16 protein-coding genes are annotated in these 17,170 nt (G+C 72.5%); 7 read left to right on the top strand and 9 right to left on the bottom strand.

Going from position 1 to position 17,170, the window contains the following annotated elements; genetic code table 11:
* Window positions 1-116: 116 nt before the first annotated feature.
* The 4 genes from AC3ET4_RS20695 to AC3ET4_RS20680 form a co-directional block, all read right to left on the bottom strand.
* Window positions 117-1,253: a cystathionine gamma-lyase gene (locus AC3ET4_RS20695; protein ID WP_431951514.1), complete on the bottom strand. Its 1,137-nt coding sequence runs from the start codon at window positions 1,251-1,253 to the stop codon at window positions 117-119.
* Between the two features lie 80 nt (window positions 1,254-1,333).
* Window positions 1,334-2,230: a fructosamine kinase family protein gene (locus tag AC3ET4_RS20690; protein ID WP_431951512.1), complete on the bottom strand. Its 897-nt coding sequence runs from the start codon at window positions 2,228-2,230 to the stop codon at window positions 1,334-1,336.
* On the bottom strand, window positions 2,227-2,763 hold the full coding sequence (locus tag AC3ET4_RS20685) for a low molecular weight protein-tyrosine-phosphatase (protein WP_431951510.1): 537 nt from the start codon (window positions 2,761-2,763) through the stop codon (window positions 2,227-2,229). Before AC3ET4_RS20685 ends, AC3ET4_RS20690 begins: the two co-directional genes overlap by 4 nt.
* A gap of 24 nt (window positions 2,764-2,787) precedes the next feature.
* The gene (locus tag AC3ET4_RS20680; RefSeq protein ID WP_431951508.1) at window positions 2,788-3,165 is read right to left on the bottom strand and encodes a phage holin family protein; all 378 of its coding nucleotides are present in this window, start codon (window positions 3,163-3,165) and stop codon (window positions 2,788-2,790) included.
* A 68-nt stretch (window positions 3,166-3,233) separates the two neighbouring features.
* Between AC3ET4_RS20680 and AC3ET4_RS20675 the strand changes: the two genes are divergently transcribed.
* Both AC3ET4_RS20675 and AC3ET4_RS20670 read left to right on the top strand, forming a co-directional pair.
* Window positions 3,234-3,551: a cupin domain-containing protein gene (locus AC3ET4_RS20675; protein ID WP_431951506.1), complete on the top strand. Its 318-nt coding sequence runs from the start codon at window positions 3,234-3,236 to the stop codon at window positions 3,549-3,551.
* A gap of 122 nt (window positions 3,552-3,673) precedes the next feature.
* Window positions 3,674-3,895 carry a DUF5326 family protein gene (locus AC3ET4_RS20670; RefSeq protein WP_431951504.1) on the top strand — a complete coding sequence of 74 codons (222 nt, stop codon included), beginning with the start codon at window positions 3,674-3,676 and terminating at the stop codon, window positions 3,893-3,895.
* On the opposite strand, the gene AC3ET4_RS20665 is transcribed toward AC3ET4_RS20670, so the two are convergent.
* Entirely contained in the window at window positions 3,852-5,204 is a 1,353-nt protein-coding gene (locus AC3ET4_RS20665; RefSeq protein ID WP_431951502.1) for a YibE/F family protein, read from the bottom strand. The genes AC3ET4_RS20670 and AC3ET4_RS20665 overlap by 44 nt on opposite strands.
* Before the next feature lie 181 nt (window positions 5,205-5,385).
* Between AC3ET4_RS20665 and thiC the strand changes: the two genes are divergently transcribed.
* The gene (gene thiC, locus AC3ET4_RS20660) at window positions 5,386-7,131 is read left to right on the top strand and encodes a phosphomethylpyrimidine synthase ThiC (RefSeq protein WP_431951500.1); all 1,746 of its coding nucleotides are present in this window, start codon (window positions 5,386-5,388) and stop codon (window positions 7,129-7,131) included.
* A gap of 118 nt (window positions 7,132-7,249) precedes the next feature.
* On the opposite strand, the gene AC3ET4_RS20655 is transcribed toward thiC, so the two are convergent.
* From AC3ET4_RS20655 to AC3ET4_RS20640, 4 genes are all read right to left on the bottom strand, one after another.
* A complete protein-coding gene (locus AC3ET4_RS20655; protein WP_431951498.1) occupies window positions 7,250-7,822 on the bottom strand; it encodes a DUF4240 domain-containing protein in 573 nt (190 codons plus the stop codon).
* A 49-nt stretch (window positions 7,823-7,871) separates the two neighbouring features.
* Window positions 7,872-8,738, bottom strand: a complete 867-nt coding sequence (locus tag AC3ET4_RS20650) for a hypothetical protein (protein WP_431951496.1) — start codon at window positions 8,736-8,738, stop codon at window positions 7,872-7,874.
* Between the two features lie 161 nt (window positions 8,739-8,899).
* Window positions 8,900-9,934, bottom strand: coding sequence for a metallophosphoesterase (locus tag AC3ET4_RS20645; RefSeq protein ID WP_431951494.1), 1,035 nt, complete (start codon window positions 9,932-9,934; stop codon window positions 8,900-8,902).
* A 170-nt stretch (window positions 9,935-10,104) separates the two neighbouring features.
* Window positions 10,105-11,205, bottom strand: coding sequence for a LacI family DNA-binding transcriptional regulator (locus AC3ET4_RS20640; RefSeq protein WP_431951492.1), 1,101 nt, complete (start codon window positions 11,203-11,205; stop codon window positions 10,105-10,107).
* A gap of 340 nt (window positions 11,206-11,545) precedes the next feature.
* Between AC3ET4_RS20640 and hisC the strand changes: the two genes are divergently transcribed.
* The 4 genes from hisC to cydD all read left to right on the top strand — a co-directional run.
* The gene (gene hisC / locus AC3ET4_RS20635) at window positions 11,546-12,619 is read left to right on the top strand and encodes a histidinol-phosphate transaminase (protein WP_431951490.1); all 1,074 of its coding nucleotides are present in this window, start codon (window positions 11,546-11,548) and stop codon (window positions 12,617-12,619) included.
* A gap of 158 nt (window positions 12,620-12,777) precedes the next feature.
* Window positions 12,778-14,280, top strand: a complete 1,503-nt coding sequence (locus AC3ET4_RS20630; RefSeq protein WP_431951488.1) for a cytochrome ubiquinol oxidase subunit I — start codon at window positions 12,778-12,780, stop codon at window positions 14,278-14,280.
* Window positions 14,281-14,291: 11 nt separating this feature from the next.
* Entirely contained in the window at window positions 14,292-15,293 is a 1,002-nt protein-coding gene (gene cydB, locus AC3ET4_RS20625) for a cytochrome d ubiquinol oxidase subunit II (protein ID WP_431951486.1), read from the top strand.
* Window positions 15,294-15,317: 24 nt separating this feature from the next.
* Window positions 15,318-17,170: thiol reductant ABC exporter subunit CydD (gene cydD / locus AC3ET4_RS20620; RefSeq protein WP_431951484.1), on the top strand; the 1,853-nt coding region annotated here is incomplete at its 3' end.

Genomic DNA, 17,170 nt, shown 5'->3' with positions numbered 1-17,170 from the left:
GATCTCCGCCCGTCAAGCCAGGGTGGTCCGAGCCACGAGGGGGGAGGCTCGGGCCACCCCTTCCGCATGTGCGGCCGATGACTGCGTGCCCATCCGCGCGAGATGAACGGATGGGGTCAGCGCGCGGCGGCGTCCAGGGCCCGCGTCACGTCCCGCACGATGTCGGCCGCGTCCTCCACGCCGACCGAGAAGCGGACGAAGCCCTCGGGGACGGCATCGCCGCCCCAGCGCGCCCTGCGCTCCGCGGTGCTGGTCACACTGCCGAAGCTGGTGGCCTCGGTGGTCAGCCGCAGCTCGGACAGGAAGCGCTCGGCGTGCTCCCTGTCGGGCAGCGTGAAGGACACGACGCTGCCGAACCGCGTCATCTGCGCGGCCGCGACGGGGTGCGCCGGGTCCTCCGCCAGGCCGGGGTGGCGCACGTCGGTCACCTCCGGGCGCCGGAGCAGGGCGGCGGCCAGCTCCAGGGCGTTGGCGGCCTGCCGGTCCACCCGCAGCGCGAGCGTCGACAGCGAACGGTGGGCGAGCCAGGCCTCCATGGGGCCGGGGATCGCGCCGATCGTCTTGCGCCACATCCGCACCCCGGCGGCGAGCTCGGGCCGGCGCGTGGTCACATACCCCAGCAGCAGGTCGCCGTGGCCGGACAGCGCCTTGGTGCCGCTCGCCACCGAGAAGTCCGCGCCCAGCTCCAGCGGGCGCTGGCCGAGCGGGGTGGCCAGGGTGTTGTCGACGGCCACGAGCGCGCCCGCGGCGTGTGCGGCGTCGGCGAGCCGGCGGATGTCGCAGACGTCCAGGCCGGGGTTGGACGGCGTCTCGATCCACAGCAGCCGGGCGCCCTCCAGCACCTCCAGCTGGGCGTCGCCCGCGGTGGGCGCCAGGCGCACCGCGACCCCGTAGTCCTCCAGCCGGCCCTGCAGCGAGCGGGTGGCCTGGTAGCAGTCGGAGGGCAGCACCACGGTGTCGCCGGAACGCACCTGCGAGAGCAGCACGGAGGAGATCGCCCCCATGCCGGAGGAGAAGGCCAGCGTCTCGGCGGGGACGTCGGGCGACTCCAGCGCGGCGATCGCCTCCTCCAGCCGGGTCCAGGTGGGGTTCTCGTCGCGGCCGTAGGTGTACGGGCCGGTGACGTCGCCCGGCAGGTGGTAGTGCGCGGCGAACACCGGGCCGGGCAGCGCCGGCTCGTGGGGCAGGGCGGGCGGGCGGCCCGCGTGCACGCTGCGGGTGCTGTCCCCCGGCCTGCTCTCGTACTCCGTCATCGCCCTCTCCTCGCTCCCCCGCGTTCACACATGTACAAGCGGAAGATACCGGTGTATGGGCCAGCGAACACGGCCGTCCGCTAGACGGACGTGAGGGCCGCGCGGGCGGCGCGCCCCGCGGCGGCGCCGTAGCCCGCGCCGAACAGGACGGCGTGCACCAGCAGCGGGTGCACCTGGTGCAGGGGCACCCGCTCCCGGCGGCCGGGCAGCGGCCGGACCTCCTCGTACGCGGCGAGCACCCGCTCGAGGTGCGAGCAGCCGAACAGCTCCAGCATCGCCAGATCGGCCTCGGGGTGCCCGCCCTGCGCCGCCGGGTCCACGAGCCGGGCGCGGCCGTCGGCGGCGAACAGCACGTTGCCGGACCACAGGTCGCCGTGGATCACCGCAGGAGGCTGCGCGGGGCCGCCGATCCTCGGCAGCAGTTCGCAGAGCCGCTCGACCGCGCGCACGTCCGCCGGTGCCATGGCCCCGCGGTCGGCGGCCTGCCGCAGGAAGGGCAGCAGCCGCCTCGCGGCGTGGAACGCGGCCCAGTCCTCCCCGCCGCCCGGCAGCCCGGACGCGGGCCCGGGCCCGGCCGCCGGCAGGGGGAGCGGGCCGATGAAGGCCGCGTGCGCCGTCCCGTACCCCGGGGCGGGGACGCGGTGGAGCGCGGCCAGCTCACGTCCGAGGCGCTCGGCGGCTGCGGGGGTCGCCGGACCGGGCTCCACCCATTCCAGGACGAGCGTGCGCTCGTCCGCGGCCAGCACCTCGGGTACGGCGACCGTGCCGGTCCCGCCCAGCAGCCGCAGGCCCGCGGCCTCGGCGGCGAAGAAGCCAGGCGGCGCGTCCGCGAGGGTCTTGGCGAAGACCGTGCCGCCCGAGCGGCGCCGCAGCCGGACGGATCGGCAGACGGAACCGCCGCCCACCGGGCCGGCCTCCGTCACCGGCTCGCCCAGCAGGGCGGCGACCCGGTCCGCGAGCCCGGGCGCGTCCGTCACGGGGTGCCGGCGGGCTCGCTGCCGAGGGCGTCGCGTACGGCGTCCAGCAGCCCGTCGGCTGCGGCCTCGCACATCCGCAGGCACTCCTCGAAGCCGCTCAGGTCCCCGTAGTAGGGGTCGGGAACATCCAGGCCGCGGTCGTCCGCACCGGCGTCCGCGGCGGGGTCGTAGGAGCGCAGCAGCCGCACCTTGGCGGCGTCCCGCGCCGTGGGCGCCAGCCGGCGCAGATCCCGCAGATGGCCCGAGTCGAGGGCGATCACGAGGTCGAGCTCGGCGAACCATTCGGGCTGGAACTGGCGCGCGATGTGCTCGTACCCGTACCCGGCCGCGCGGAGCACGGCCACGGTGCGGTGGTCCGCGTCGTCCCCCTCGTGCCAGGAGCCCGTCCCCGCGCTGCCGGCGACGACAAGGCCGGCGAGCCCGGCCTCCGCCACGCGGGAGCGGAAGACGGACTCGGCCATCGGCGAACGGCAGATGTTGCCGGTGCACACGAAGCACACCCGCAGGGGTGTGCGGGAGGACGGAGCGCTCATGGGCTCCATGATGCAGCCCCGATGTCAGTCCTCGTCCGGGAGGATCATGTTCAGGGCCCACGAGACGATGCTGATGACCAGGCCGCCGAGGAACGCCGCCCAGAAGCCGTCGACGTGGAAGTCCAGGTCGAGCTCGCCGGAGATCCAGGAGGTCAGCAGCAGCATCAGGGCGTTCACGACCAGCGTGAACAACCCGAGCGTGAGCAGCAGCAGGGGCAGCGACAGCAGCTTGACCACCGGCTTCACCAGCCAGTTCACCACGCCGAAGACCAGGGCGACGAGGATGAGGGTGAGGGCCTTCTGGCCGGTGTCGTCACCGGTGAGCGTGATGCCGCTCACGAGCCAGATGGCCACCAGCAGGGCCCCGGCGTTCGCGAGCGTCTTGACGACGAAGTTCATCATGGCTGAGATCGTCGCAGAAGCTGCAGCGCAGGCACAGAGCAGGCGCACGGACGAGAGGGAGCGGCCACGTGAAGGTGTTCCGGCTGGACGACCTGGAGGCCGAGCGGGCGGCCAACGAGGGCGCGTACCTCAGCTTCCTGCGCGAGCGGAACATGTCCGCGGGCCTGTACGCCCTGCGGACGGGGGAGCTCGACCCGCAGAAACCGCATGCCCAGGACGAGATCTACCTGGTCGTGAGCGGCCGGGCGCTGATCACCGTGGGGGAGGAGACGACGCACGTCGCGCGCGGCAGCGTGGTCTACGTCCCGGCCGGGGCGCCGCACCGCTTCCACCACGTCACCGAGGACCTGAAGGTCCTCGTGGTGTTCTCGCCCCCCGAGGCCTGAGGGGCGGCCGGCCCCGGGTCCCGTAGGGGAAGGGTCAGGGAGGGATGGGGACCGCGGAGCCTCCGCGGAGCGCCGTCGCGGCCCTAGCCTGGGAGCGGAAGGACGACACGGAGGAGGACACGGTGAAGAAGCTTTTCGAAGGCCTGCCCTGGTGGGTCACATGGGTCGCGGTGCCGGTGATCGCGATCGCGGTCTTCGGCGGCATGATCGCCAGTGCGATCGGCTTCCTGTTCTGGCTGCTCTTCAAGGTGCTGGTCTTCGTGGCGCTGGTCGGCGGGCTGGTGTACCTGGTCAGGAAGTTCACCTCGTCCTCGTCCTCGTCCGACCACCGCGACAGGTGGTGACCCCGCGGGGCCGCGCCACGTGACGGGCGGTGCCCGCGAGCACAGCGCCGCCGCCGCCGCGGTCCGCGGACACCACCAGGACCGCCAGCGCCGTCGTCAACGGCACCGCCACCACCAGGCCGACACTGCCCACCAGTGTCCGTACGATCTCCTCGGCGACCAGTTCGCTGCCCGCCACCGCCAGCACCCCGCGCTCCGTGACGGAGAAGAGCAGCAGCAGCGGCAGTGCCGCGCCCGCGTAGGCCAGCACCAGGGTGTTGACGACCGAGGCGATGTGGTCGCGCCCGATCCGCATCGCCGCCGCGTACAGCCGTCGCCGGCTCGCCCCCGGATCAGCCCCGTGCAGCTCCCACACCGCCGAGGTCTGGGTGACCGTCACGTCGTCCAGGACGCCCAGGGAACCGATGACGATGCCGGCCAGCAGCAGTCCGCGGATCTCGAGGCCCGGGTACAGGGAGTGGATCAGCCCCGTCTCGTCGGAGGTGTCGCCGCTGAGCAGCGCCCGGTCGACGAAGACCGAGCCCAGGAGGCCGATCAGCAGCAGCGAGCACAGGGTCCCCAGCACCGCCACCGAGGTGCGGGCGCTCAGGCCGTGGCACAGGTAGAGCGCGATCAGCATGATGGTGCTGCCGCCGACCACCGCGACCAGCAGGGGATCGCCGCCGTGCAGGATCGCCGGGAGGATGAAGAGCGTCAGCACCGCGAAACTGACGACCAGCGAGGCCAGCGCCAGGAATCCGCGCAGCCGTCCGACCACGACCACCGCGGCGGCGAAGATCCCGGCCAGCAGCCACAGCGGGAAGGCCCGGTCGACGTCGGCCACCGAGTACCGCAGGTCGCGCGGCGCCTGCGGCGCGTAGGCCAGGAGCACCCTCTGCCCCTCGGTGTAGTGCCGGGTCTGGCTCGGGAGCACGATCTCGGTGAAGGTGCGGCCCCTGTCCTCGCCCGAGCCGACCTCGATCGTCGCGCGCTCACAGGTGGCCGCGGCTTTCCGCGCCGAGGCCGGGGAGGGTGCGGCATCGGCGTCCGGTCCTGCGCCGACGTCGGCGCATCCGACGTCCTCGACCTTCACCACCCGCCCGGTCTGCGTCTGCTGGTCAAAACCGACGCCGGTGTGCCGGTGCTCGGGCACACCGCCCGGCCACAGCACGACCAGGCCGGCCGCGACGGCCGCGACGAACGGGATCAGCACGGCGGCGATGACCGTGCGCAGGTGCCGGGAGACCGGCGGCACCGGGCCGTGGCCGTGCCCGTGCGTGTGGCTGTGCGTGTGCCCGTGGGCGGGTGTCTGCGGGGGAGAGGCTTCCACCGCCCGATCATCGCAACACCCACTGGTGTGGACCGGCGTGGACCCGCTAGCGTTGAGGCACCTTTGCAAACGCGGGAGCTCGGAGCACCGGGCTGAGAGGGCGCTGACCGGCCGAGGGGCCATCAGCTGCGCCGACCGCTGAACCTGTTACCGGGTAATGCCGGCGTAGGGAGTGGGTCTCATGACCATGCAGGATGCACGCGCGCGCGAAATCGGCTGGCACAAGGGATATCTGACCGGGTCCCGCCCGGACATCCAGGTCCCCGTCCGCCGAGTGCATCTGACCAACGGCCAGGATGTGACGCTGTACGACACGTCGGGCCCGTACACCGACCCCAACATCACCACCGACGTCCGCCGCGGCCTCCCGGCGCTGCGGGAGAACTGGATCGTCGCCCGCGGCGACACCGAGGAGTACCCCGGCCGTCCCGTCCGTCCCGAGGACGACGGCCTGCGGCACACCTCGCCGCGCGGCGGTCTGCGCAACCTGGACGCCGTCTTCCCCGGCCGCCCCCGCCTCCCGCGGCGCGGCAGTACCGGGCAGCCGGTGACGCAGCTCGCGTACGCGCGGCGCGGCGAGATCACCCCGGAGATGGAGTACGTCGCGATCCGCGAGAACGTCTCCCCCGAGGTCGTCCGGGAGGAGATCGCGGCGGGACGCGCCGTCCTGCCGGCGAACGTCAACCACCCGGAGACCGAGCCGATGATCATCGGCAAGCGCTTCCTGGTGAAGGTCAACGCCAACATCGGCAACTCGGCCGTCACCTCCTCCATCGAGGAGGAGGTCGAGAAGATGACCTGGGCCACCCGCTGGGGCGCCGACACGGTGATGGACCTCTCCACGGGACGCAACATCCACACCACGCGCGAGTGGGTGCTGCGCAACTCCCCCGTCCCCATCGGCACCGTCCCCCTCTACCAGGCCCTGGAGAAGGTGGACGGCAAGGCCGAGGAACTGACCTGGGAGATCTACAAGGACACCGTCATCGAGCAGGCGGAGCAGGGCGTCGACTACATGACGGTGCACGCCGGAGTGCTCCTGCGCTACGTTCCGCTGACCGCCCGCCGCAAGACGGGCATCGTCTCGCGCGGCGGGTCGATCATGGCGGCCTGGTGCCTGGCGCACCACAAGGAGAGCTTCCTCTACGAGAACTTCGAGGAGCTCTGCGAGATCCTCGCCGCCTACGACGTCACGTACTCCCTGGGCGACGGCCTGCGTCCCGGCTCCATCGCGGACGCCAACGACGAGGCCCAGTTCGCGGAACTGCGCACGCTCGGCGAGCTCAACTCCGTCGCCAAGCGGCACGGCGTCCAGACCATGATCGAGGGCCCGGGGCACGTCCCGATGCACAAGATCAAGGAGAACATCGACCTCCAGCAGGAGATCTGCGAGGAGGCGCCGTTCTACACCCTGGGCCCGCTCACCACGGACATCGCGCCCGCCTACGACCACATCACCTCCGGCATCGGCGCCGCGATGATCGCCTGGTGGGGGACGGCCATGCTCTGCTATGTCACCCCCAAGGAGCACCTCGGCCTGCCCGACCGCGACGACGTCAAGACCGGCGTCATCACGTACAAGATCGCCGCGCATGCCGCCGACCTGGCCAAGGGCCACCCCGGCGCCCAGGAATGGGACGACGCGCTCTCCGACGCCCGCTTCGAGTTCCGTTGGGAGGACCAGTTCAACCTGGCCCTCGACCCGGACACGGCGCGGGAGTTCCACGACGAGACGCTCCCGGCGGAACCGGCCAAGACCGCGCACTTCTGCTCCATGTGCGGTCCGAAGTTCTGCTCCATGCGGATCTCCCAGGACATCCGACGCCGGCACGGCGGCACGGCGGAGGAGATCGAGGCCGGCATGGCGGAGAAGTCGCGCGAGTTCGCCGCCTCGGGCAACCGCGTCTACCTCCCGATCGCCGACTGAGCCGCGGATCGACTGCCGCACGCTGACCGCCGACCGACCCGCCCGCTGCCGTGCGGGCCCGCGACCTCACAGGCTCGCGGGCCCGCCCCGGGGCAGGGCCACGGTGCCTCGACCGCCTTCAGGCGCTGTCCGGGCCGAGGTACAGACCGGCCAGCCGGGGCAGGCGGCGGTGCATCTCCGTGGGGTCGTCGAAGTCGAAGTCCTCGCCCATGTCCGGTTCCGCCGTGGCCCGGGCGTCGCCGGGCCGGTGGGCGGCCCAGGCGGTGTAGAAGGCGTCCCGGTCGCCGGTGATGCGCTCGAAGGCCTCGGCGGCCACGTAGTCGACCTCCTCGTGAAACAGCGCGTCATCGCTCCCGGCCCGTGCGGCCGCGACCACTGCGGGGTGGCCCGCGAGACTGTCGGGTGCGGCGGCGACGCGCTCGTACCACGCGCGGCCCTGGGCGATCACCCCTGCGCGGAAGTCGATGAAGGAGTCGTCGGAGCAACCGCCGCCCACCAGGTAGGCGGCGGCCCAGACGTCCCAGCGGTACAAGGCGTCGTGCAGGGCGTCGAAGCGTTCCGCGTACGCGAGGATCTCCGGGGCCGGGAGCCCGGTGAGCAGGTCCGCCAGCACTTCGTCGAAGGGCTCGCCACTGGTCGCCGCGGTGGAGCGGGCGGATGCGATCAGGGACCAGAACCGGTCGATGTCCATGCTCCGAACCCTGACACGGGGGTGTGACAGCGCTCCCCGCTGCGACGCGTCAGTCGGATCGGTGCTCCGGGCCGCCGAAGTCGGGGCTGGAGAAGTCCGGACTCGAGAAGTCGGGGCTGGAGAAGCGGTCGCCCGGTTCGGGGGAGGACTCGGGGCCGGGGCTGGAGAAGTCCGGGCGGGAGTAACCGAGGCGCGGCATCCGGGCGTTGCCCCCGGTGGTCGCGGAAGGGGCGGGGGCCGTGGTGGCCGTGCCGGCGGCCTGAGCCAGGGCTTCTGCGAGAAAGGGCTGCAGCCCTCGCTCCAGCAGCGCCCGGCGCCACACCTCGCGTGCGAGCGCGACGTCCCGTGACCCGTCGTCGTCCGGGGGCTCGTGGCGGTTGGCCGCGCCGTTGCGCAGTGCGGTGAGCAGCAGTCCGACCATGCCGATGACGATGCCGCAGGCGGCGACGGCCGCGAACAGCCAGCCGGCCTGGCGCAGCGGCGGCGCGATCGCCGGCTCCGGGTGCCCGAGGCGCAGCGCGTATCCCAGCAGGAGCAGGATGACGGCGGCCGTGGCCGCCAGGATCGGCGTGAGCACGGCGACGATCGCGAACAGTCCGGCCCCCGGCCCGTCCGTGGTGACCGGGGCCGCCGCGGCCGCGTAGCCGAGGCCGGGTACGCGCGCGGTGCGTGCCGCGCGGCGGCGCTCTGCCGCGGTCTCGCGGAGCTTGACGAACTGTTCGTACTCGGGTGCGGCGCAGGCCGCGATGGGGGCGGCCGCGTTGAGCGCCATGGTGCGCAACTGCTCGGCGCTGAGGCGGCTGTGGGTGTCGGCGAGCGCGGCCCGGGTGCCCTCCGACCGCAGGGCCGCGTCGAGGGCCCGCTCGAACTCCGGACGGTCCTCGGTCAGCAGGTGTGGAGCGCTGTTCATGTGCATCCCCCGATGCTCCGTCTCCGGCTCCTCCCGGGGTTCACGAAGGACGAAGGTCCGGTCCGGCTGGGCGGAAGCGGAGGAGAAGCTGCCTACGGAATACCGATGGTAGAGCGCGGGGGTGACGCCATGACAGAGTGTTTCCGGAAAATCGGGCCTTCCGGGGACTAGAGGGGCAGTTGGGCGACCAGCAGCCTGCCGTCCATCGTCACCCCGCCGTCCATGGCCACCGCCAGGTCGTCCGCGTACACATGGGGGCCCTCCACGACCGCGGAGCGGTCCGGCTGTTCGGCGCCGAGATCGCCGCCCGGCTCGCCGAGCAGGTATGGGATGGGGCTGTGGCCGTGCACGACGCGGTGGCCGCCGTAGGCGTCCAGCAGCTCGCGGGCGGCCTGGGGCCCGGCCTCGCCGCGGAAGGCGAAGCGCCGGGTGAACTTGCGGAACAGCTCCCAGCACTCGTCGGCGTCACCGCGCTGCAGGACGCCGGTGACGGCGTCGTTCATCGCGTCGATGGTGGTGCCGTACTCCAGGTACGCGGTGGTGTCGGAGTGCAGCAGCAGGTGGCCGTCGGTGAGGGCGGCCGCGTCCAGCCGGGACATCCAGGCGATGTGGTGGTCCTGCAGCCGCTCCATGTCGCTCGTCTGGCCGCCGTTGAGGCGCCAGGCGGCCAGGAAGGAGGCGGTGCCGCCGGCGGAGTTCACCGGGGTGTCGCCGAAGCGGTGGGCGCCGAGCAGCAGCAGCTCGTGGTTGCCCATGAGGGCCCTGGCGTAGCCGCCGGCCGCGGCGGCCTCCGCGGAGAGCTGCATGACGAGTTCGATCACGCCGACGCCGTCGGGGCCGCGGTCGGTGAAGTCACCCAGGAACCACAGGCGGGCGTTGCCGGCCGCCCAGTGGCCCTCGGCGTCGATGAGCCCGGTCGTGTACAGGGCCTCGCGCAATCGGTCCAGGTAGCCGTGGATGTCGCCGACGGCGTAGAGCGGGCCCAGGGCCCGGGCGTCCGTCGTGGTGATGACGGGGAGGTCGCGCTGAGTGGGCGTGTACTCGGGCGGCGCCATCTGCTCGTCGATCATGGTTGGCGGGTGTCCGGCCGGATGCGCGGGCGGGGCTCCGACGTCGGCGGGGTGCGCCGGGGGCGCCACGGGCGCGGCGTGCGCCACCGCCTCCGACGGGTCCTGAGACCAGCCGTACGAGGTATCGGGCATGGGTCCCCGACCTGCCCCCTGAGTCATCGACCCCTCCACCGTCTCGCCACCATCCGCCCATCATAGGAATGAGGATGTCGTGGCGTGACACACCTGCTGACAGCGATTTTCCTGGGTCCGGACAAATCCGCCCGGGATGGGCTCCTCTTCCTCCCGGCGGACGCCTTCTTCTATCCTCCCGCGGGCCCGCGGGGCGGGCTGACGGTGGTGCGCGGCGACCGCCGCTGGGAGGACGTGCGCACGATCAGCTCGGTCGGCATCACCTGCCGCACCGGGCGGCCCGGGTCCACCCCCTCGATGGCGTCGACGAGCAGTTGGACGACCGCGGTGCCGATCCGCCCCGGTTTGAGGGAGAGGGTGGTGATCGGGGGCTCGGTCGTCGCGTAGACCATGCTCTCGCTGCAGCAGACCAGCAGGAGGTCGTCGGGCACGCGCAGCCCGTAGCGGCGGGCGGCGGCGAGCAGGTCGGTGCCGCCCGGGTCGAAGAGGCCGTAGACGGCGTCGGGGCGGTCGGGCCGGGCGAGCAGGCGGTCGGCGGCGACGGCGCCGGCGCACGGGTCGTGGGCGGGGTAGGCCTCGACGACGGGCTCCTGGCCGATCCGCTCGCACCAGTCGAGGTAGGCGGCGGTGGACAGCCGGGTGTAGGTGTCGGTGCTGGTGCCGGTGAGCAGGCCGATCCTGCGGGCCCCGGCCTCGGCGAGGTGTTCCAGGATGCCGAGGACGGCGGCCTCGTGGTCGTTGTCGACCCAGGCGCGGACGGGCAGGCTTCCGGCCGGGCGGCCGTCGCTGACCACGGGGATGCCCTGCCGTACCAGCTCGGTGACCACGGGGTCGTGGTCGGAGGGGTCGATCACGACCGTGCCGTCCAGCGCGACGTTGCTCCACACGTCGTGCCGGGAGGAGGCCGGCAGGATGACCAGGGCGTAGCCGCGGGCGAGCGCGGCGGAGGTGGCGGCCCGGGCCATCTCGGCGAAGTAGGCGAACTCCGTGAAGGTGAAGGGTTCTTCCCCGTACGTCGTCACGGTCAGGCCGATCAGCCCTGACCTGCCGGTGCGCAGTGTGCGGGCGGCGGCCGAGGGGCGGTAGCCCAGCCGGTCGGCGACCTCACGGACGTGACGGCGGGTGGTGTCGGGCAGTCGGCCCTTGCCGTTGAGCGCGTCGGAGACGGTGGTGATCGAGACCCCTGCCGCGGCGGCCACGTCCCTGATGCCGGCACGCCTCAGCCGGCGTCCGACGGGCCGGCTCGCCTGGTGCTTCCCTGCTGCTGTCATGGCGTGGTGATAGTAGGGGCGCGGTTGGTCCGTTCGCGGGGTGCGAAGGAGGGCGCCGACAGATACGTTTCCTCGCACGCGCCGCCGGGCGCGTGCCGGGAAAGCGCAGGTGGCGGCGGGTATCCGGCACCGCATACGGCCCTTGCACGGCCCGCCGCCGCCCCCGTGCCGCGTGGGCTGCGGGGCCTTCAACTCACCCCTACGAGGGATGCGCGCCACCGCGCGCGCCACCAGCGCGCAGTGCGTGCCGCACCCCGGTCCGCCGCCGCGGGCCCCTGTCGCGAACCCGTGTGCCGCAAGGCCTCCCCCGGGCCGCCCAGCCACTCGTATGGTGTGGGGCATGAGCCCCAAACTGCGCCGCGAACTGGACGGCATCCCCACGTACAAGCCGGGAAGACCCCCGGCCGTGGAAGAGGGGGTGACGGCTTACAAGCTGTCCTCCAACGAGAACCCCTACGCCCCGTTGCCGGGTGTCCTGGAGGCGGCCACCGCCGCCGCGGAGAAGTGCAACCGCTACCCGGACATGGCGTGCACGGCCCTGCACGCCGAGCTGGCGCACCGCTTCGGCGTGCCGGTCGAGCACATCGCGACGGGTACCGGATCGGTCGGTGTGGCCCAGCAGTTGCTGCAGTCGACCGCGGGACCGGGTGACGAGGTCGTCTACGCCTGGCGGTCCTTCGAGGCCTACCCGATCATCACGCAGATCAGCGGAGCGGCCTCGGTGCGGGTGCCGCTGGACGCGGGCGACACCCACGACCTGGACGCGATGGCCGCCGCGATCACCGACCGGACGCGGCTGGTCTTCGTCTGCAACCCCAACAACCCCACCGGCACGGTGGTCCGCCGGGCCGCGCTGGAGCGCTTCCTGGACCGCGTCCCCTCGGATGTGCTGGTCGTACTGGACGAGGCGTACCGGGAGTTCATCCGCGACCCCGAGGTGCCGGACGGGGTCGAGGTCTACCGCGACCGCCCCAACGTGGCGGTGCTGCGCACCTTCTCCAAGGCGTACGGGCTCGCCGGACTGCGGGTGGGCTTCGCGATCGCGCACGAGCCGGTCGCCGCGGCGCTGCGCAAGACGGCCGTCCCCTTCGGTGTGAGCCAGCTCGCCCAGGACGCGGCGGTGGCCTCGCTGCGCGCGGAGGAGGCGCTGCTGCGGCGGGTCGACGCGCTGGTCGGTGAGCGGACCCGGGTCGTCGACGCGCTGACCGGGCAGGGCTGGACCGTGCCGGAGACCCACGCCAACTTCGTGTGGCTGCGGCTGGGGGAGCGCACGGCCGACTTCGCGGCGGCCTGCGAGCGGGCCGGCGTCACCGTACGTCCGTTCGCGGGGGAGGGCGTGCGGATCACGATCGGCGAGGAGGCCGCCAACGACGTCATGCTCCGCACGGCGGAGACCTTCCGCAAGGAGCTGTAGCCGGCCCGGGCGCGGTGCCCCGGGTTCCGCAAGGGCGTCCTGACCCGTCCCGTTTCCGCCCCCTACACCCCCCGGTGTGAGGGGGCGAAAACGTGTGCGGCATACTGTGCTTGTGAATGCGTTCACTTTCACAAGCGCACCAGGATAGGAGGCGTGGCGTGGATCTTGCACTGGACTCCGTCGCCGTCGCGCGCTGGCAATTCGGCATCACGACCGTCTACCACTACCTCTTCGTACCCCTCACGATCTCCCTCGCCGCCCTGACCGCCGGTCTGCAGACGGCCTGGGTGCGCACGGGCAAGGAGAAGTACCTCAAGGCCACCAAGTTCTGGGGCAAGCTCTTCCTGATCAACATCGCCATGGGCGTGGCCACCGGCCTGGTCCAGGAGTTCCAGTTCGGCATGAACTGGTCGGACTACTCGCGCTTCGTCGGCGACGTGTTCGGCGCCCCGCTCGCCTTCGAGTCGCTCATCGCCTTCTTCTTCGAGTCCACCTTCATCGGCCTGTGGATCTTCGGCTGGGACAAGCTGCCGCAGAAAATCCACCTGGCCTGCATCTGGCTGGTCTCGCTGGGCACGATCCTGTCCGCGTACTTCATCCTCGCCGCGAACTCCTGGATGCAGCATCCGGTCGGCTACCGCTACAACAAGGCCACAGGACGCGCCGAGCTCACCGACTTCTGGGCGGTGATCAGCCAGAACACCACCCTCGTCGTGGTCTTCCACACACTGACCGCGGCCTTCCTGACCGGTGCCGCCTTCATGATCGGCATATCGGCCTACCACCTGGCCCGGCGCAGGCATGTGGCGGTCATGAGGACCTCGCTGCGCCTCGCCCTGGTCACCGCCGTCGTCGCCGGCCTGCTCACTGCGATCAGTGGGGACCGGCTGGGCAAGGTCATGTACGAGCAGCAGCCGATGAAGATGGCCGCCGCCGAGGCCCTGTGGGACGGCGAGGCCCCGGCCCCGTTCTCGATCTTCGCCTACGGCGACGTCGACAAGGGGCACAACAGCGTGGCCATCGAGGTCCCCGGACTGCTGTCCTTCCTCGCCCACGACGACTTCGACTCCTTCGTCCCCGGCATCAAGGACATCGACAAGGCCGAGCAGGAGAAGTACGGCCCCGGCGACTACCGGCCCAATATCCCGGTCGCCTACTGGGGCTTCCGCTGGATGATCGGGTTCGGCATGACCTCCTTCGCGGTAGGCCTGGCCGGCCTGTGGCTCACCCGCCGCCGGTTCTGGCTCGCCGAGGAGCAGCGCACCGCCGACGACGAACCGCCGCGCCTGATGCTCACCCGGAACACCGCCCTCTCCCCGGCCCTGTCCCGCTGGTACTGGCGGATCGGGCTGCTCACCATGGGCTTCCCGCTGATCGCCAACTCCTGGGGCTGGATCTTCACCGAGAACGGCCGTCAGCCCTGGGTCGTCTACGGGCTGCTGCGCACCGAGGACGCGGTCTCCCCCGGTGTCTCCACCGCCGAGATGCTCACCTCGCTGATCGTCCTCACCGCGCTCTACGCCGTCCTCGCGGTCGTCGAGGTCAAGCTCCTGGTCAAGTACGCCAAGGCCGGGCCGCCCGAGCTCACCGAGGCCGACCTCCAACCCCCCACGAAGATCGGCGGCGGCGACCCCGACCGCCCGATGGCTTTCTCGTATTAGGGAGAGACGGCATGCAACTCCACGACGTCTGGTTCGTCCTCATCGCCGTCCTGTGGACGGGCTACTTCTTCCTCGAGGGCTTCGACTTCGGCATCGGTGTCCTCACCCGGCTGCTCGCCCGCGACCGCCCCGAGCGGCGGGTGCTGATCAACACCATCGGGCCGGTCTGGGACGGCAACGAGGTGTGGCTGATCACCGCGGGCGGCGCCACCTTCGCCGCCTTCCCCGAGTGGTACGCCACCCTCTTCTCCGGCTTCTACCTGCCGCTGCTGGTGATCCTGCTCTGCCTGATCATCCGGGTGGTCGCCTTCGAGTACCGCGCCAAGCGCACCGGCGAACGCTGGCAGTCCGCCTGGGAGCAGGCCATCTTCTGGACCTCCCTGGTCCCCGCGTTCCTGTGGGGCGTGGCCTTCGCCAACATCGTGCACGGCGTCGCGATCGACGCCTCCGGTGAGTACACCGGCGGGGTCCGTGACCTGCTCGGCCCCTACGCCCTGCTCGGCGGGCTGGTCACGCTCAGCCTCTTCACCTTCCACGGCGCGGTCTTCGCGGCGCTGAAGACCCTCGGCGACATCCGCGCCCGCGCCCGCCGCTTCGCCACCCGGGCCGGAGCCGTCACCGTGCTGCTGGCACTCGCCTTCCTGGCCTGGACGCAGGGCGACGGCGGCGACAGCCGGAGCCTGGCGGCCGCGGCGGTCGCCGTCGCGGCGCTGCTCGCCGCTCTGGGCGCCAATCTGCGGGGCCGCGAGGGCTGGGCGTTTGCGTTCTCCGGGATCACCGTCGTCGCCACGGTGGCGATGTTCTTCCTCGTGCTCTTCCCGGACGTCATGCCCTCCACGCTGGACCCGGCGTGGAGCCTGACGGTGGAGAACGCCTCCTCGACCCCGTACACGCTCAAGATCATGACCTGGTGCGCCGGGATCGCCGCCCCGCTGGTCGTGCTCTACCAGGCCTGGACGTACTGGGTGTTCCGCAAGCGGATCGGCACCCAGCACATCGCCGAAGCGCACTGACGCGCACCGAAGGAGCTGTTTCACGTGAAACCCGTCGACCCCCGGCTCCTGAGGCACGCGAGCGCGACCCGGGTGTTCCTCGCCGTCTCTGTCCTGCTCGGTCTCGCCGGTGCGGGACTGGTCGTCGCGCAGGCGATGCTCCTCGCGAAGATCGTGGTCGGGGGTTTCCAGGACGGCCTCGACGCCGGGGCGCTGCGCGGCCCGCTGCTGCTGCTCGCCGGTGTGGCGGCCGGCCGCGCGGCGGTCTCCTGGCTCACCGAGCTGTGCGCGCACCGGGCCTCGGCCACCGTCAAGTCCCGGTTGCGCACACGGCTGCTGGAGCACGTCACCGCCCTCGGCCCGGCGGGGCTCACCGAGCGCCGGACCGGAGAGCTCACCGCGCTCGCCACCCGGGGAATCGACGCCCTGGACGGCTACTTCGCCCGCTATCTGCCCCAACTGGGCCTTGCCGTCGTCGTACCCGCCGCCGTCCTGGCCCGCATCGTCACCGAGGACTGGATCTCGGCGCTCACCATCGCGCTGACCCTCCCCCTCATCCCGGTCTTCATGATCCTCATCGGCTGGGCCACGCAGGCCCAGATGGACCGTCAGTGGCAGTTGCTCGCCCGGCTGTCCGGCCACTTCCTCGACGTCGTCGCGGGCCTGCCCACCCTCAAGGTCTTCGGCCGGGCCAAGGCCCAGGCCGCATCCATCCGCGCCATCACCGCCGAGCACCGGCGCGCCACGATGCGGACGCTGCGCATCACCTTCCTCTCCTCCGTCGCTCTGGAACTGCTCTCCACCATCTCCGTCGCCCTGGTCGCCGTCGGCGTCGGCATGCGGCTGGTCCACGGCGAACTCGACCTCTACACCGGGCTGGTCATCCTCGTCCTGGCGCCCGAGGCGTATCTGCCGCTGCGCCAGGTGGGTGCCCACTACCACGCTGCCGCCGAGGGGCTCTCGGCCGCCGACGAGGTCTTCGCCGTCCTCGAGACGGCGCCGCCCCGGCGCGGCACGGCCCCGGCCCCCGACCTGCGAGGCGCCGTCGTCGAACTGGACGGGGTCGCCGTGCGGGGCCGCCTCGAACCGGTCTCCCTTCGCATCTCCCCCGGGGAGACGATCGCCCTCACCGGCCCCAGCGGGATCGGCAAGAGTACGCTGCTCTCCGTGCTGCTGGGCTTCACCGAGCCGACCTCGGGCCGGGTCCTGGCCGGCGGCGCCGACCTCGCCGCCCACGACCCGGCCGGCTGGCACGCGCAGATCGCCTGGGTGCCCCAGCGGCCGCACCTGTTCGCCGGGACCGTCGCCGACAACGTACGGCTGGCCCGGCCGGACGCGAACGCGGCCGAGGTCCGCACCGCGCTCCGGGACGCCGGCGCCCCGGACCTCGACCCCGCGACGGCGGTCGGCGAGGACGGGGCCGGGCTCTCCGCAGGACAGCGGCAGCGCGTCGCCCTGGCCCGGGCGTTCCTCGCCGACCGCCCGCTGCTGCTGCTCGACGAGCCCACGGCCGCGCTGGACGGCGAGACCGAGGTGGCCGTGGTCGACGCCGTCCGCCGGCTCGCGGCCGGCCGTACGGTGCTGCTCGTGGTGCACCGCCCGGCGCTGCTCGCCGTGGCGGACCGCACGGTACGGCTCGGCGGCGGCCCACGGCCTGCTGTGCCGACCAGCGCGCCGACCGATGGGCCGACCGATGCGCGCCGGACCGCCCGGGCCTCGGCCTTGGCGTCCGTCCCGGCGCCCCGCGGGGCCGCCGCCCGGCGCGTCGGCCCAGACGCGTCCTCGGCGTCCGCCTCAGCCTCCTCGTTCTCCTCGGCTTCCCCGACGTCTTCGGTGTCCTCGCGGTCCGCCGGGTCGCCCACGGCGGACCGCGCCCCGCTGACCCGGGTGTGGAGGGG

The sequence above is a fragment of the Actinacidiphila sp. bgisy167 genome, from assembly GCF_057707665.1.
This window is presented reverse-complemented; position numbering and strand designations above follow the sequence as displayed.